Source organism: Streptomyces sp. sk2.1 (genome assembly GCF_008120935.1).
Taxonomy (GTDB): Bacteria; Actinomycetota; Actinomycetes; order Streptomycetales; family Streptomycetaceae; genus Streptomyces.
In genome coordinates, this window is the sequence record NZ_RDBO01000033.1 from 328739 (window position 1) to 343242 (window position 14504).

The 14504-nt window shown below is 69.7% G+C and carries 13 protein-coding genes and 3 pseudogenes; 7 read left to right on the forward strand and 9 right to left on the reverse strand.

What is annotated here, in order from left to right; translation table 11 throughout:
* Nucleotides 1-7: 7 nt before the first annotated feature.
* Entirely contained in the window at nucleotides 8-1792 is a 1785-nt protein-coding gene (locus EAO76_RS13495) for a hypothetical protein (protein WP_262375440.1), read from the reverse strand.
* Between the two features lie 155 nt (nucleotides 1793-1947).
* Between EAO76_RS13495 and EAO76_RS44505 the strand changes: the two genes are divergently transcribed.
* Nucleotides 1948-2370, forward strand: coding sequence for a hypothetical protein (locus tag EAO76_RS44505; RefSeq protein WP_187438598.1), 423 nt, complete (start codon nucleotides 1948-1950; stop codon nucleotides 2368-2370).
* A gap of 87 nt (nucleotides 2371-2457) precedes the next feature.
* On the opposite strand, the pseudogene EAO76_RS46145 reads toward EAO76_RS44505, so the two are convergent.
* A pseudogene (locus tag EAO76_RS46145) lies at nucleotides 2458-2776 on the reverse strand (IS630 family transposase); the annotation flags it as partial.
* A gap of 8 nt (nucleotides 2777-2784) precedes the next feature.
* Nucleotides 2785-3765: a helix-turn-helix transcriptional regulator gene (locus EAO76_RS13505; RefSeq protein WP_148836159.1), complete on the reverse strand. Its 981-nt coding sequence runs from the start codon at nucleotides 3763-3765 to the stop codon at nucleotides 2785-2787.
* A gap of 89 nt (nucleotides 3766-3854) precedes the next feature.
* Here EAO76_RS13505 and EAO76_RS13510 point away from each other — a divergent pair, with 89 nt between their 5' ends.
* From EAO76_RS13510 to EAO76_RS13530, 5 genes are all read left to right on the forward strand, one after another.
* Nucleotides 3855-5228 carry an MFS transporter gene (locus EAO76_RS13510; protein ID WP_148836193.1) on the forward strand — a complete coding sequence of 458 codons (1374 nt, stop codon included), beginning with the start codon at nucleotides 3855-3857 and terminating at the stop codon, nucleotides 5226-5228.
* A gap of 119 nt (nucleotides 5229-5347) precedes the next feature.
* Nucleotides 5348-5935: a DinB family protein gene (locus tag EAO76_RS13515; RefSeq protein WP_148836160.1), complete on the forward strand. Its 588-nt coding sequence runs from the start codon at nucleotides 5348-5350 to the stop codon at nucleotides 5933-5935.
* A 252-nt stretch (nucleotides 5936-6187) separates the two neighbouring features.
* The gene (locus EAO76_RS13520) at nucleotides 6188-6523 is read left to right on the forward strand and encodes a lysine transporter LysE (protein ID WP_148836161.1); all 336 of its coding nucleotides are present in this window, start codon (nucleotides 6188-6190) and stop codon (nucleotides 6521-6523) included.
* Nucleotides 6524-7024: 501 nt separating this feature from the next.
* The gene (locus tag EAO76_RS13525) at nucleotides 7025-7816 is read left to right on the forward strand and encodes a DUF2785 domain-containing protein (RefSeq protein ID WP_148836162.1); all 792 of its coding nucleotides are present in this window, start codon (nucleotides 7025-7027) and stop codon (nucleotides 7814-7816) included.
* 225 nt (nucleotides 7817-8041) lie between these two features.
* Entirely contained in the window at nucleotides 8042-8449 is a 408-nt protein-coding gene (locus EAO76_RS13530; protein WP_148836163.1) for a hypothetical protein, read from the forward strand.
* Nucleotides 8450-9643: 1194 nt separating this feature from the next.
* Here the strand turns inward: EAO76_RS13530 and EAO76_RS46150 are convergent.
* The 5 genes and pseudogenes from EAO76_RS46150 to EAO76_RS13565 form a co-directional block, all read right to left on the reverse strand.
* Nucleotides 9644-9778 (reverse strand): annotated as a pseudogene (locus EAO76_RS46150) (IS5/IS1182 family transposase); the annotation flags it as partial.
* Nucleotides 9779-9969: 191 nt separating this feature from the next.
* Nucleotides 9970-10536 carry a hypothetical protein gene (locus EAO76_RS13550; RefSeq protein ID WP_148836165.1) on the reverse strand — a complete coding sequence of 189 codons (567 nt, stop codon included), beginning with the start codon at nucleotides 10534-10536 and terminating at the stop codon, nucleotides 9970-9972.
* 200 nt (nucleotides 10537-10736) lie between these two features.
* Nucleotides 10737-10883 carry a hypothetical protein gene (locus tag EAO76_RS44510; protein WP_187438599.1) on the reverse strand — a complete coding sequence of 49 codons (147 nt, stop codon included), beginning with the start codon at nucleotides 10881-10883 and terminating at the stop codon, nucleotides 10737-10739.
* Nucleotides 10884-11388: 505 nt separating this feature from the next.
* A protein-coding gene (locus EAO76_RS13560; protein WP_399462024.1) for an IS5 family transposase occupies nucleotides 11389-12320 on the reverse strand; the annotation gives its coding sequence in 2 pieces (ribosomal slippage) (nucleotides 11389-11925 and nucleotides 11928-12320; 930 coding nt in all).
* A 125-nt stretch (nucleotides 12321-12445) separates the two neighbouring features.
* Nucleotides 12446-13683, reverse strand: a pseudogene (locus EAO76_RS13565) (IS701 family transposase).
* Between the two features lie 171 nt (nucleotides 13684-13854).
* Between EAO76_RS13565 and EAO76_RS13570 the strand changes: the two are divergent.
* On the forward strand, nucleotides 13855-14157 hold the full coding sequence (locus tag EAO76_RS13570) for a hypothetical protein (RefSeq protein ID WP_148836166.1): 303 nt from the start codon (nucleotides 13855-13857) through the stop codon (nucleotides 14155-14157).
* A 71-nt stretch (nucleotides 14158-14228) separates the two neighbouring features.
* On the opposite strand, the gene EAO76_RS13575 is transcribed toward EAO76_RS13570, so the two are convergent.
* A partial coding sequence (locus EAO76_RS13575; RefSeq protein ID WP_148836167.1) for a transposase occupies nucleotides 14229-14504 on the reverse strand: 276 nt, incomplete at its 5' end.

Genomic DNA, 14504 nt, shown 5'->3' on the forward strand with positions numbered 1-14504 from the left:
GGCCCTGTCATGTGTCCGGCTGCGGACACGTCGGCGCGCTGCGGCCGACCGCGTCCTCAACACCTCGGCACCGTCGCGAGCGCCCCGACGCACTCGCTGACCTACTGCCCGCCGGCCGACGCGTCGACGGCCACGGGGACGCCTGCGCGCCCGACATTCTGATCGGCGACGACGGTACCCGCATCGGCCACGTCGACCTCGGCACCTCGGCGTCGCCGCACGCCTCTGCGGCCTTCCCGACGTCGCCCCCGTAGGCGTGCGCGATGGCGAACTTGCCCCGGCATTCGAGCGCCGCGTCGAGACACCCCCGCACCCGGAACTCGGCGCACGCCCGCGCGAACAGCCCGACGGCACCCGCGAAGTCCTCGCGCCAGACGGCGAGGATCCCGTGGTGATGCCACACCCACGCCGACTCCCGCCGATGACCGCCGAGCCGCGCCGCCTCCTCGCACGCGGCGAGCGCACTTCGCACCTCGGCGTCCGGGGCGCCCTGCAGAATGCCCAGATACGTGTCGGTGACCAGCGCCCGGACCCGCGCGTCCGTGTCCGGGCCGCCGTGCGCCCGGTCGGCGGCGAGCAGCAGCGACAGCCAGCGGCGTCCCTCGGACAGCAACCCCGCCGTGAGCCAGTAGTGCCGGGGCGACACGGCCAGAGCCAGACCGGCCCGCGCCTGCCCGGGCCGCTCCAGACAGAACTCCAGGGCCGCGCGCAGGTTCGGATGGTCCAGCCGCAGCCGTGTGAACCAGTCGACCTGCCGGGCCCCGAACCACTCCTGCCCGGCCCGTGCGGTCGGCTCCGCGTAGTGGTCCCGGTGGCGGGCGCGGAGCACGTCGAGCGAGCCCGACGCGACCAGCCGCTCGTGCCCGTACTCCCGTATCGTCTCCAGCATGTGGTAGAGCGAATGCCCGTTCTCCTGGCGGCAGTTGACGATCGACCTGGCCACCAGCGCGTCGAGCAGCGCAGCCGCCGGCAGTTCGGCGTCCGCGCAGACCCGCTCCAGCCCGTCGAGATCGAAACCGCTCCGGAACACGGAGGCCCGCGCCCACAGCAGCCGCTCGCGCTCCGTGCAGAGTTCATGGCTCCAGTCGATCAGCGCGCGCAGGGTGCGCTGCCGCTCGGCGGCGACGCGGCTGCCCCCGGTCAGCAGCGCGAACCGGTCCGTGAGCCGCTCCAGGATCTCCCGCGGTGTCAGACTCCGGACGCGCGCAGCGGCCAGCTCGATCGCGAAGGGCAGCCCGTCCAGACGGCGCACCAGCTCGGCGACGGCGACGGCGGTGTCGGACTCCGTCACCGCGAAACCGGGCAGCACGGCGGCGGCCCGCTCGACGAACAGCGCGACTGCCGGATTGCCGCTCAGAGCACGCAGCCGGCGCCCCGCGCCCGCGACGTCACCCGCCTCCGGGACGGGCAGCGGCTCCACCGGAAAGACCTGCTCGCCCGCGATCCCGAGCGGCTGCCGGCTCGTCGCCAGCACGCGCAACCCGGGGGCGCCACGCAGCAGTGTGTCGGTGAGCCGGGCGCACGCGTCGACCAGATGCTCGCAGTTGTCCAGGACGAGCAGGACACGCCGCTCGCCCAGCCGGGCCACCAGCGCGGCCGTCGCATCGGCACCCGGGTGCCCCGGACGGGCCACGTCGAGGGCACCCAGGACACCCGTCGCGAGCAGCTCGGGATCCCGCAGATCGGCCAGCTCGGCGACGTGCACCCCGTCGGGGAACGATCCCGTCACGTCCGAGGCCACCCGCAGCGCCAGCCGCGTCTTGCCCACACCCCCGACCCCGGTGAGCGTCACCAGACGGGCACCGGACAGCAGCCCCGTGATCCGCGCCGTCTCCGTCCGCCGCCCGATCGGCGACGTCCGAGGAGGGCCTGGTCCACGGATCCCGCCGGGGCTCCACCGGCTGGCCCTGGCACCGCGTCACCTCCCTCCACATCGAGGGCGACGCCGTGAACGCCCTGGCCACCCGCCTCGGCAACGGCTACCGCATCGAGATCACCCTCGACGACGGCACCCGCCTCCGCACCGACGGCCTCGCGCGGCACGCCGGCGACCTGGGCCGTGTCCTGCTCCTGCGATGCCCGCACATCGCACTGAAACCCCGGATCCCCCGGTACGCCAGGGCCGGCGCCTGGCTCCTGGCGGGCGCGGCGGCCTGCACAACAGCGATCGTCGCCATGATCGTCCACATGGCGACCCACGCGACCGGGGAACGCCACACCCACCACCTGGCCGGCGGACTGACGGAGGTCACCACGGAACCCGGTATCGGTGAAACAGGCATCATGATCCTGACCTTCGCCATGATGGCGTGCGCGATCACCGCGATTGCCTTGGTCGTCGCCTACGTACGAGGCCGGGCACACCGCTGAACACCCGCGTGCCCGCCCCACACGTGCCCCCTGCAACCGACCGCGATCGTCGGGGCGAGCGAGGCACACGTACGTTCCGGAGGCTTCGAAGGCCGGAGCGAAGCACAGTTCGCCCCGGTTCTTCGTCGCCCGGTGGCGGATCTTCTCGCCTCTGTGGGCGGACAGGTTGTCCAGGATGAGGTGGATCGGGGCGCCGACCGGGCGGGAGGCCCGGATCGGTTCGGGCGCGACCAGGGTGTTCGCGGCACCCTTCTCGCGGCGACCGACACCCCACAGGGCGTCGTCGTCGGCCGAGGAGCAGCCGCCTGGAAGCAGCGTACGCCGTGGGTGCGGTGGCAGGTGGCGGGGTGCCGCTCGGGGCGCCCCTCTCCACCCGGCACGACCCGGCGATGGGCCGGATGCCGAGCAGTTCCCTCAGCCCGAACCGGCGACCAGTGCTTCGCCGAGCGGGGTGCGCCGGTAGAGCACCGACCGTCCGGACCGGGCGCGGACGAGTAGCCCCGCGCCTCGCAGGATGGCGAGGTGGTCTCCTACCGCACCGGGTGCCATGGCGAGGCTTCGGGCGAGGTGACTGGTACTGGCAGGGGCGTCCAGCGCCACCAGCAGCCGGGCTCGGGCCCGGCCGACCAGAGCGGTCAGCGCGTCCGGCCGGGGGACGGTCTCCTGTTCGCCCCACAGGGCGGCGGTGCCGCGGGCAGGATAGACCAAGGTCCTGGGCCAGGGGTCTTCCAAGTGGGCGGCGATATGACCGACGAAGACCGAAGGGATCAGCAGCAGCCCGTCGCCGGCGAGGCGGACCGTTCCGACGCGGGGGAAGAAGCCGATCTCGATACCGCCGGCACGCCAGGCGATGCTCGGGTGCAGGCTCTCGATGGTCGTGGCCCATCCGTGTTCGCCGATCACACCCACCCGGTGCACGACATCGCGCTCACAGATCGCGCGCAGTTGCGGCCAGTCCGCGGCGAGCAGCTCGTGCCACGCCCGGTCCATCGCCTCGGCGATCCTGGAGGTGGCGTCCGTCGAGTCCAGCACCGCGCGTACGCGGGGATCACGGGCGGACGGACCGGTCGCGGTGGCGGCGAATTCGTGGCGGGCCGCTTCCAGCGGTGTGGCCCGGATCGTGGCCAGGTCGTCTGCCCAGGTCTGGTTGAGCCCGCGCGGGGGCGGGGCGACGAAGTTCGGTCCGCCTCGCGAGGTCTGCAGGGCGAGGACGGCGTTCAGTTCGGTCTCGCGGCGAAGCCGTTCAAAGGCCGGCAGGAGCCGGGTGGCCCAGGCCCGCGGCAGCGGCCGGCCCTGGCCGGCGAGCGAGCGCAGCAGCAAGCAGAGGTCCAACGCGGGTGACAGTGCGAAGCGGCTGCGCAGCAGGTCATCGACGGAGACTTCGAAGCGGAGCACCCCGCCATGCTACTGGGGGACGTCTGCTCCGATTCGTCCAGCGACGAATCATTGGTGAGTGGCATGAGCGCATGGCGAGGCTGGGCGTCATGACCCCAACCGCCGAACCCGCGCAGGGCGACCACCGTGCCACCTACCGGGAGGTGCTGGCCGAGCCGCGATTCCGGCTGCTCTTCTCGACCCGCACCGTCGCGATCACTGCGGACTCGCTGCGGATCACCACGTTCTCGGTTCTGGTCTTCGCGGCCACCGGCTCCGCGCTGTTGAGCGCACTGGCCTTCGGCATCGGCTTTCTCCCGCAGTTGTTCGGCTCGCTGCTGCTGGGCTCACTGGCCGACCGAATGCCGCCCCGCGCGCTCATCGCCGGCGGCTACGCCCTGGAGTGCGCAGCCGCCCTGCTGCTCGCCCTGGTACGGATGCCGATAGCGGCGAGCCTCGGCGTCGTGGCGCTGGTCGCCCTCGCCACACCGGTGTTCAGCGGCGCGTCGAGTCGGCTGGTCGCGCAGTGGCTGGAGGGCGACGCCTACGTACTGGGCCGTTCACTGAACAACATCGCTGCCTCCGGCGCGCAACTGTTCGGTCTGGCGCTGGGAGGTGCGGTCGTCGCGGTACTCGGCCCGCACCGGGCGCTCGCGGTGAGCGCCGCCCTCTACCTCGGCTGTGCGCTCGCTGTCCGCATCCGGCTGCCCCGGCTGCAGCCGGGAGAGTCCGGCGGCACACCCGGCGGCCCTCGGGGCGATGGCGGGACCGTCCGGGCAAGCCTGCACGGTGCCGGCCTGCTGCTGCGCGGACACACGGTGCGACGACTGATGCTGGCCCAGTGGCTACCGCCCGCGTTCGTAGCGGGTGCGGAAGGCCTGATCGTCGCATACGCGGGAGGACACCACTTCGCGCCCGGCCGGTACGCGGTGCTGATGGGCTGTCTGCCGGTCGGCATGCTTGTCGGTGACCTGCTGGTGGGGCGACTGCTGCGACCGCCCACCCGGGAGCGACTGGTGGTCCCGTTGATTGCGCTGATGGGACTGCCGCTGGTCGGCTTTGCCGCCGAGCCCGGAGTGGGCGTCTCGTCCTGTCTGCTGCTGCTCTGCGGCTTCGGATTCGCCTACGGTCTCGGCCTGCAACGGCCGTTCCTGGACGCCCTGCCGCAGGATGGCCAGGGCCAGGCCTTCGGTATGCTCGGCTCCGGCAGCATGACGCTTCAGGGCGTCGGGCCGGCCTGCTTCGGCTCGGTGGCCGCAGCCATCGGAACGGGCGGCGCAATCGCCCTGGCAGGCGGCGCGGCGGCGCTTGCCGCCGGCTGGATTCTCACCTGGCACTCGCCCTCGTCCCCGGTCCCCGTCCCGAACCACTCAACGGGATCGGGGAACGGCATCGAACAGCATGCGCGCAGTTCTCCTGCGCAGCAACCGTCGCAGGTCGGGTCGGCCGCGAACCGTCACGCACCCCGCCCCACATCTCTCTGACAGACAGTCATTTCCGTTGGCTCATCGTGCAAGGAGTCCTGAGCCCCGGCTCTGCCGGTCGTTGCGGACCACCTGCGGGATCTTGAGACCACCAACAGACCATGGAAGGTTCATGCCGCATGATCGATGAATTCGCGAAGGGCAACCTGCACGGGAGACTGCGGCGGGACCGCGAGGCGCTGCTCTGGAAACTCGACGGCCTGTCCGAGTACGACGCCCGTCGGCCCCTGACGGCGACCGGGACCAGCCTCCTCGGCCTGGTCAAACACGTGGCCACCGTGGAGGCCAGGTACTTCGGCGAGGTCTTCGACCGCCCTTCCCCGGAACCGCTGTGCCGGTGGCAGGACTCCGACGGCAGTGACCAGTGGGCGGCCGAGGACGAGACCCGCGACCGGATCATCGCGTTCTACCGGCGCACGTGGGAACACTCGGACGCGACGATCGACGAGCTCCCCCTCGACGCACCCGGCCACGTGCCGTGGTGGCCGGAGCCCGGACCCAACACCAACCTGTTCGCCGTCATGACCCACGTCCTGAGCGAGACCAACCGGCACACCGGGCACGCCGACATCCTGCGCGAGGGCCTCGACGGCCGGACCGGGGTGCGCGCCGAACACGAGGGGCGGATCGACGAGGAAGCCCGCGCGGCCCACCGCGCGAAGATCGAGCGGGCCGCCAGGTCGGCCGCATCGAGCAGGGCTGAGTGAGGAGCGTTTGGTTTCCCGATGCCCGTTTCATTCGGTCCGGCTGCCGAGCCGGTTGAGGACGGTCTCGTGGATGGGGTGGCGGGCCATGAGGTTGACAGCGGCCGACCGGTGGGGGCCTCCATGTCCTTCGTCAAGGTGTGACCGTGCGCCGTAGTCGGCGGCTCCGGAGCACCTCGGCAACCATTCCGGCTCGGTCGGGGTCCTCCATATCGGGCTCCGTTCGGGCCGTCGAAGCGAGGGTGGAGGAGCGCCGTGGGGGGCCGCAGGGCAGCGAAAGGCGTCGGCGACTTCCTGATCGAGCTGGTGGGAGAAGCCGTGGCCGAGGTGATCCTCGGCCTGCTCGCCTGCGCACTGTTCGGCGGCCTGGCTCTGATCGCCTACCTGAGCTGGTCCTTCAGCCCACGCTTCACCATCGCGGGGGCCGGGCTGCTCGGCCTCTTCCTCGCCCACGGCGCCCGGCAGACCTTCCGCGCTCCCACGAAGGGGCGCCGTCGGGGCCTCGCCGCCCTGACCGCTGCCGGCTTCATCGTGACCGCCATGACGGCCCTCTTCCTGCTGCTCTACGCCACAGGCTGCGACTGCCTGTGAGGCCGTTCGACCCGATGCGCTCAGCCGCCCGGCACAACGCTCAGCGGCCAAGTCGGGACGCGCGGTCACGTAAGACCGGGGTCGGTCACACGGTGGCTGTTTTTTTGGGGGTGCGGGGTTCTGGAAGGTGCCGTGGTGGCGGTCGGGGCGGTTTCGGGTGGGTCTGGCAGGGTGGCTGTCGTGAGTGATGACGTGTCTGTTCGGGGGCCGACTGGTGAGGGCATGCGTCCGTGCGACTTCTGTGGTCATCCGGTCGTGATCGACTCGATCGACGAGCGTGACTGCCCTGTGTGTGGCGAGGATGCCGAGGTTCAGCCCGACGCGGCCGGCTGGGGTTCGTAGAAGGTTCCGTCGCGGAGCATGGCGAACTGTCCGGCCCGGCGGGCAGAGTGATGCAGGCGCCGGAACTGCGTGGACCAGCATGGAAGTTGCCAGGTTGAAGCGGATTCCCGGACACAATTCGCAGGCGTACGACGACAGCAAGCACCTATTCTGCCCGTCATGACCGACTGGAAGAGTGTCGAGGCCGCCGACTGCGCCGTGCCCCACGACCGCCCCATGGACGACCTCGTCCAGGAATTGTCTCGTGCGCTGGCAGATCCCGATCCACTGGTCCGGGACGGCGCGCCCCACACCGTCCTCGCAACCTGGATCGCCCGCGGCACGATCGAGACGTCACGGCGGCTGGAACTGGGAGACCAGATGGCCGCCCGTCTCACCGACCCGCGGGTCGAGGCCCGCACCTTCGCGCCCCTCGTGCTCGACATGCTGGTGGCCGCGGGGGGCTTCAAAGCCGGCTGGGTCGACGCGTTCGAGCGCTGGTACCCGGCCGAGCGGGATCTGCGTGGTCACGACGAGACCCTCGGCTGGCTTCACGCGGTGGCGCACGGCGCGGACCTGCTCGCCGGCTTCGGCTGCCACATCGAGGTGGCGCCGGTGCGCATGCTGAACCTTGCCGCTGCGAGGCTGACGGCGCACACCACCCACGTCTACGACCAGTTGGAGGACGACCGCCTGGCCCGGGCGATCGCGCGCGTCCTCACCCGCACCGACCTGAGTGAACGCGACGCCGTCGGCTGGCTCGATCCAATCGCCGACCGCTTTGGAGCCGACCGCATCAGCACCCCGGTGCCCGCCCACATCAGCAACTGCCTGCGCACCCTGCGCCTGCTCTACATCCTCGCCGACCGGGGCGTGCGCCCTACCAGCGAACTGCCCGCGGAACCCCTCCACCACCGCGACGCGATCAAGTCCGGCGTTGCCACCACTCTCGACCGGATCGTCAGACGCTGACCAGGGACGACGGGGCCGGACCTGGTCGCACACGCCGGCCACCCCTCAAGGAGAGTGGCGGGGCCCGGGGGCGTGCGCCGCTGACGACCACGCAAGGTGACCAGTCGCCCGGACCCCTCTGAGAGGCCGGTTTGAGAGCGTTTGACCGTAACTTGTCCTGAAGGGCGCTCATCAGCGGTTACTTCGGCTGCGCTGTCCTGCGGGGCGACAGGCGATACTCGTCCTATGGACTGGTTGGAGCGAGCTCGGGCGGCGGAACGGCTTCAAGAATGGGACGTGGCGATCGCGCTGGTAAGCGCCCACGCCGAATGCTTCTCCGGCGATCCAGACATGCACGACAACCATCTGTGGCACATGGATCTGCTGGCCCGGGCGGAACGGATTCCAGAGCTTACGGAGCGCGCCCTCACGGACAGCCACGCACGTCGACGACTCAACAGATCGCTTCGAGAGCGGGGCATGGAGGCGGCGCTGCGTGACCGCGCCGAAGACGGTGACCGTGGCGCCCTGTACGTCCTTGTTCGGCTGATGTGCGAGACGGGTCGGGTGCAAGAAGCCCAGAAGGTAATTCAGGACATCGGCCCGGACGACCAGTACGCACACCAGATTGTGGCCGGAGATTGCCGGCCGTAGGTGTCCGGCCATGACTTTCTCGCGAAGTTGCCGGTGTCGACTTCGGTGAGAATGTCGAGCTTGGCCAGGCGTTTCAGTTTGGTGCGGGTGCCTTCGACGTTCTTCGGCAGCAGCTCGTGACCCAGGGCTCGGCAGACGCCCCTGCCCCTCAGGGGGCGGTTCGTGAATCTTTGGGCAATTATGTGGCCGCGTTCACCCGCATCGAGGCCAGAGTATGGTTCGAGACCGTCGTGGTCGAGAACTCCCCGGATTGGCAGACGACATGGTGAGGGTCGAAGAGCTGGAGGCCGTGCTGCCTTCGATGACACGGTGGCGTGTGCCGGGCGGACACAGCGTGGACTGGACCGCCCTCGAGGCGGACCTCGGGACGGCGCTGCCCTCGGACTTCCGCTCTCTGGCGGAGGCGTACCCGGTATTTGTCATCGACGATTTCCTCATGGTGTCCCTTCCCGCGCCCGGCGCCGAGGCGCCATGGGCGTCCGCGTCCAGGGACGACGAGATCCTTCAGGATCTGTACGAGATGGGCGACACCGAGGGTTACGTTCCCTACCCGCAGCCGGGAGGCCTGATCTCCTGGGCGTCGTCCAATTCGGGGGACACTTTCTACTGGAGGACGAGCCCTGCGGATCCGGACGCATGGCCGGTGGTCGTCCGCACGGACAACGCCGACTGGATCGAGTTCCCAGTCGGTGCCGTCGAGTTCCTGGCCGGCGTGTACGGGCGCACCATCGACGTGCCGGGCATGCCCAGGAACTTCCCCAGCGACAACCCGAAGGTTCTGGGCCTGAGCGACCGCATCGACTGATCGGCAACTCGGAGGGCTCTATGTGAAGTCGGTGCCCGTGTCGCCCTTTCGCTGGGGGCGAGCGGCCTGGCCGCGGGGTCGCTGGTCGGCCATGGCCGCGGCTGGGTGAACAAGCCCTGCTCGGCCTCGACCAGGATTCCGCGTTCGACCAGCCGCTTGAGCTTCAGGCGGACGTCGTTGATGTTGTTGGGCGCGATCTCCACGTCCATCGTCTCGCACACCGCTCGAGCCCGCAGCGGGGCATCGGCTGCGGCGGACACTGCCACGATCTGGTGGTGGGCCGGATGGTCCGGCAGCTTCGTGGTCGGTGGCGCGGGCGGCCGCGGATCGGGCAGCTCGAGCAGCGTCTTGCACATGATCCGGATATCCTCCGTCACCCTGCCGAGCCCGTCCGGCAGCGCGATACCGGCGGCGTTGTCGTGTACGGAGGCGGCCAGTACCACCACCGCGATCAACAGGCCCAGCACGTCGACGGCCAGTCCGCGCTTGTGGCCGGACACTTTCTCGTTCGCGTCCCGTCCGGACCGGTACAGCAGGGTGTTGACGATCTCCCGCATGTCGTAGTTGCCCCGGTGGCCGCCGACAGGCCGGGCCGGCTGTCCGCCGACCGCGGCTACGACTACGACAAGTACCGCCGCCGCCTCCGGGCCCGCGGACCGGCCCGGTCGTTCGGTTCGGTCATGGCGAACAGCCCCTGGAAGAGGCGGAGAGCGGATCAGCCGGCCGGGTTCGGACCGGGACCGAGCGGGGGGAGGCCGTGGGCGGCGAGGAGGCGGTCGGCGAAGTCCGAGTCCGCGAGGGGGACACCATGGGCGGCGAGGAGGGTGAACAGGTCTGCGAGTCGACGTGGTCCGGTGCCCTGCAATTGATGGCCCGGGCCGAGGCCGAGGACGCCGACGAGGGGTCCGAGGCCGGTAACGGGGGTCGTGGACAGGCGCAGACGCATCGTGAGGCGAGCTGCGCCCGAATCAGGGTCCTCGTCGAAAATCATGTCCAGGCCGGTGATGTCGTGCCAGCGGTAGCGACGGCGCAGCAGTGCTCTGGAGAGGGTGAGTCCCTCGCTGTCGGCCCGCACCCAGAAGCTGATGGGGGCGGGCAGGGCCACGACGGGGACCATTGCGACAACGATCAGCAGGCTGGGGACGGCGCCCAGCCGGTCCACCGCGCCGCTCGTGCCGAGGACGACAGCCACCAGAAGACCCAGCAGGCAGCCGGGCCCTACGCCCGAGAAACGCCACAGGAAGCCCAGGCGCACGGTCCGGAACCGGTTCGTCGTGTTCACGGGCTCAATCCTGGAGCCTCGATGTCACCATTCCGCCACGTTTCCAAGGCCCTTGCGCCACGGATGCGCAGCGGTTGCATGCCGACCGGAGCCGATTGCCAGGAGGGCGGTCACGATCGGCAGGCCATGGCCACCAGTGATCCGAAGGCGATGGACAAGAACACTGCTGCTGCCGGGACGCCCGCGCTTTCGGCCGGACCCTACGGGGGTGCCTCGGCCTTTTCCGCCGTGTACCCGCCCAGCGCAGGCGTGACGCTGTCGTCGGAGGCCTTCTTGATCGTGTCCACCAAAAGCTTGACCTCGCTCTTGTTCACCTCCTCGTCGCTAGGAGCTGTTCGGCCGATCATGCGCCTGTGATGGAACGTGCATGATGTCGCCCAGGTCGTGGCATCTGCGACGCCACCACGGCCAGGCGTCTGGAGTGTGAGGGTCGGGCAGAGTGCGTGCCAGGAAGTCGGCGTCGGCTTCTTTGACGGCCGACGCGACTTCCCGGGCTGCTCGTCTGTCGAGAGCGCCGATGGCTCGCTCTATCAGGAGGCGGTCGTCCCAGATGTCGTAGCCAGGCAGGTGCGGTCTGGGCAGGTAGAGCGGCCATCCTGGACGGCGCACGAAACCCCGCCAGCAACGGACGGCCTGTTCGAGCGCCAGGGCGGGAAGACCCCGTTCGGCCTCGAACCGGGCCGCCTGGCGACGCGTGTGGGGTGAGAACTGCGAGGACCGGCGCCGGTAGTCCTGAAGACGGGACCGGCAGGCAGCGTCCAGACGTAGAGCAGCCGCCGTCTTGCGGGGCATGACTCTTCTTTCGAAGTGATGATCTCGGCAGGTCACTCTACTGTCTGGTCTTGCGGTGGTTCATGTCCTGAGCCAGATGGCCGGCGCCGCTGCGGTTGCGGTGCCGAGGTAGACGTAGCCGCGCTTGTCGTGGCGAGTGGCGACAGCTCGGGCGTTCTTGAGTCGGTTGATGGCCCGTTCGACGGTGTTGCGTTTCTTGTACCGCTCTTCGTCGAAGCCGGGTGGCCGTCCGCCGTTTGGGCCTTTGCGCAGGCGGGCGGACTGGCTGTCGGCCTTCTCGGGGATGGTGTGCTGGATGCCGCGTTGTCGCAGGCAGTCGCGGATAGGCCCGTTGCTGTAGGTCTTGTCCGCGGCGAGGCTGTCGGGCTTCTTGCGAGGTCTGCCGGGCCCGAGACGGGGGACGCGGATCTTCTCCAGCACGGGCTGGAACTGCGTGCAGTCCGCCCGCTGTCCCGGCGTGACGATCAAGGACAGCGGGCGGCAGCGGCCGTCCGCGCTCAGGTGGAGTTTGGCGGTGAACCCGCCGCGCGAACGGCCCAGGCCCTCACCTCCAGCACCACCTCCACCAGGCGGCCGTGAAGACTCTGCCACGGCGTCTCGTCCTGGTGTTCTCCCACCGCGGCCCCCTTTGAGGCGGGTGCCGGCGGTGGATCGGTGCGGGCCCCGACCGCGTGCTGGTGAGCACGGTCGACGGTGGAGTCGACCGAGATGTCCCAGTCGATCTCACCCGCCGCGTCGGCCTCGGCCTGGACCCGCTGGAGCAGGCGCTCCCAGGTCCCGTCGGCCGACCACAGCCGGTGGCGTTCATAGACCGTCTTCCACGGACCGAACCGTTCGGGCAGGTCAGGCCACTGGACGCCGGTCCGCACCCGGTGCAGGATCCCGTCGATCACTTGCCGGTGACCCCGCCACCTGCCACAACGCCCGTTGCCGACCGGCAGGAACGGCCACAACCGTTCCCACTCGGCATCGTTCAGATCACCCCGCCCCATGCCCGCATCAACGACCCGGACGAGCGGTAGTCACATGATCGGCCGGACAGCTCCTAGTACTCCAGTGCGGTTTCGTGATCTATCCACCGGTTTCGTGGGCTGAACGTCCTCTGTAGTGGCTGCGCCTAGCTGCTGCTTGGTGGCATCTGCGCCAGTTCGACCAGTGCAGCAGCCGGGCCGGGGATACGACTGGTGGGTCGAGGACGGCGGTGAAGAGGTGGCGGATCTCCGGGACGGTCAGCGAGATCGGGCTACTGCCCCGGGTGTGGTGATGAGGTTCCGCCGGCCGGTCGGGGGCCGCATCGGCGGCGACGGCGGCCAGGAAGGCCAGCGCGAGCATGGCGAGCGTGATGTGCCGGTGCCATGAGGTCCAGTTCCTCACCTGATAGTGGTCCAGGCCGACTTGACCCTTGGCGGCCTGGAAGCACTCTTCGACGCTCCAACGGCTGCCGGCCACGCGAACGAGTTCGGCCAGGGGGGCTGCGGTGGCTGACCAGCACAGGTAGAAGGCGAGTTCCCTCGTGGCGGGGTTGCGGCGGACCAGGAGATGGCGGTATTCGCCGGTGCCGATATGGATCCAGGCCCAGTCGTAATAACGCAGGCCCTTCGCGCCATTGCCGGCGCTCTGCCGGTGCCAGGCGGCCTCGGGCAGGCGGCCGACGACCGTGTCCGCGCGAATCGGCGTACGACCGGAGTTGATCCGGCCCCGGACAGAGCGGGCGACGGCCAAAACGTAGCCGGTCCCGCGTGTCTCCAGGGCGGCACGAAGCTGCGTGTCCTGCCCGTATGCCTCGTCGCCGGTCACCCACGGTGCCTCCACCCCGGCGTCCAGTGCGGCGGCAATCATCTCCCAGGCCAGGCGGGGCTTGGTCGCGAACTGCACCTCGCCGGGAATCCCGGCCGCCTGACGGCGCTCGGGATCGGTGCACCAGGAATGCTCGGGCAGGTAAAGCCGCCGGTCAATCAACGCCCGCCCCCGACCGGTTGCGTAGGCGAGGAAGACGCCGACCTGACTGTTCTCGATACGTCCGGCGGTGCCGGTGTACTGCCGCTGGACGCCTGCCGAGGACCGGCCTTTCTTCATGAAGCCGGTCTCGTCGACGATCAGCACCCCACCCTCGCTGCCAAGGTGGTCGACGGCGTAAGCGCGGACTTCGTCACGGACGGCATCAGCGTCCCAGCGGGCACTTCGCAGCAGACGCTGCATCGGCCCGGGACGAGCGTGACCAGCCTGTTCTGCCAGCCGCCAGCAGTTCTTCCGCTCCACTCCGGAGAGCAGTCCGAGCAGGTACGCGCGGGCGGTGGCCCGCGGCTCCACCCGCCCGAACCGCCCCGCGATCCGACCCATGACCTGGTCGAACATCGCCCGCCAGCGAGCAGGCTCTACGCTATGGCCCACGGCCACCGCACGATCTTCAGGAGTCCACACAACCCCCGATGATCACGCGATGGCCGTTCCCGCTCCCGGCCAGGTCCAGGGCAGTACCGAACCCCTCGCTTCGGCCCGACGGCCCCTGATCGACAAGATGAGCGCATGGACAGCGAACCTCTGCAGATCCCGCTTGATCAGCTCCGGCACGCCTTCGAGCTGGCGCTGCAACACATCGAAGCGTCAGCCGGCAGCGCTGTGGCGCTCGAACGCGACTACTTCTGGTCTGTTCCGGGCGACGAACTCTACGACGTCCCCAACGAACCGAGAACGATCACGATCGGGCAGCTGTCCGAGTCCTGGCAACACCTTGAAGACCTACTCGCCGCCCCGGACCGAGCCGTGGGCCACCACCTGGTCTGGCTCGCCGATGTCCTCCGCGCGATCGGACAGGACACCGCCCAGTAGCCAACGCATGCGCAACGTGACGCGGAACTACGAAGTCACACTGGAGTACTAGGGTCTGTGTGATGTCGCGATCAATCGGCTGCTCGTAACAGGTCTTCGATCCAGATCATCGAGGCGCGGAGTTCGAGGCCGGCGAGGTAGCTCTCGGGGGTCTTGTCGAAGCGGGTGGCGATGCCGCGCCAGTCCTTCAGCCGGTTTATCAGGCGCTCGATGGTGTTGCGCTCCTTGTAGAGGTCTGCGTCGTGGCTGACCGGCCTGCCCCCTCGGCTGCCTTTCTTCGTGCGGTTGGCGGCTTGGTCCTTCTTCTCCGGGATCACCGCCTTGATGCCGCGTTTCCGCAGGTAAGA

Bases quoted from the DNA above. Each gene is read 5' to 3' on its own strand.
- EAO76_RS13530 (WP_148836163.1), top strand. From the start codon at position 8,042: ATGGACTGGTTGGAGCGAGCTCGGGCGGCGGAACGGCTTCAAGAATGG.
- EAO76_RS13570 (WP_148836166.1), top strand. From the start codon at position 13,855: ATGGACAGCGAACCTCTGCAGATCCCGCTTGATCAGCTCCGGCACGCC.
- EAO76_RS13525 (WP_148836162.1), top strand. From the start codon at position 7,025: ATGACCGACTGGAAGAGTGTCGAGGCCGCCGACTGCGCCGTGCCCCAC.
- EAO76_RS13515 (WP_148836160.1), top strand. From the start codon at position 5,348: ATGATCGATGAATTCGCGAAGGGCAACCTGCACGGGAGACTGCGGCGG.
- EAO76_RS13510 (WP_148836193.1), top strand. From the start codon at position 3,855: ATGACCCCAACCGCCGAACCCGCGCAGGGCGACCACCGTGCCACCTAC.
- EAO76_RS44510 (WP_187438599.1), bottom strand. From the start codon at position 10,883: ATGATCGGCCGAACAGCTCCTAGCGACGAGGAGGTGAACAAGAGCGAG.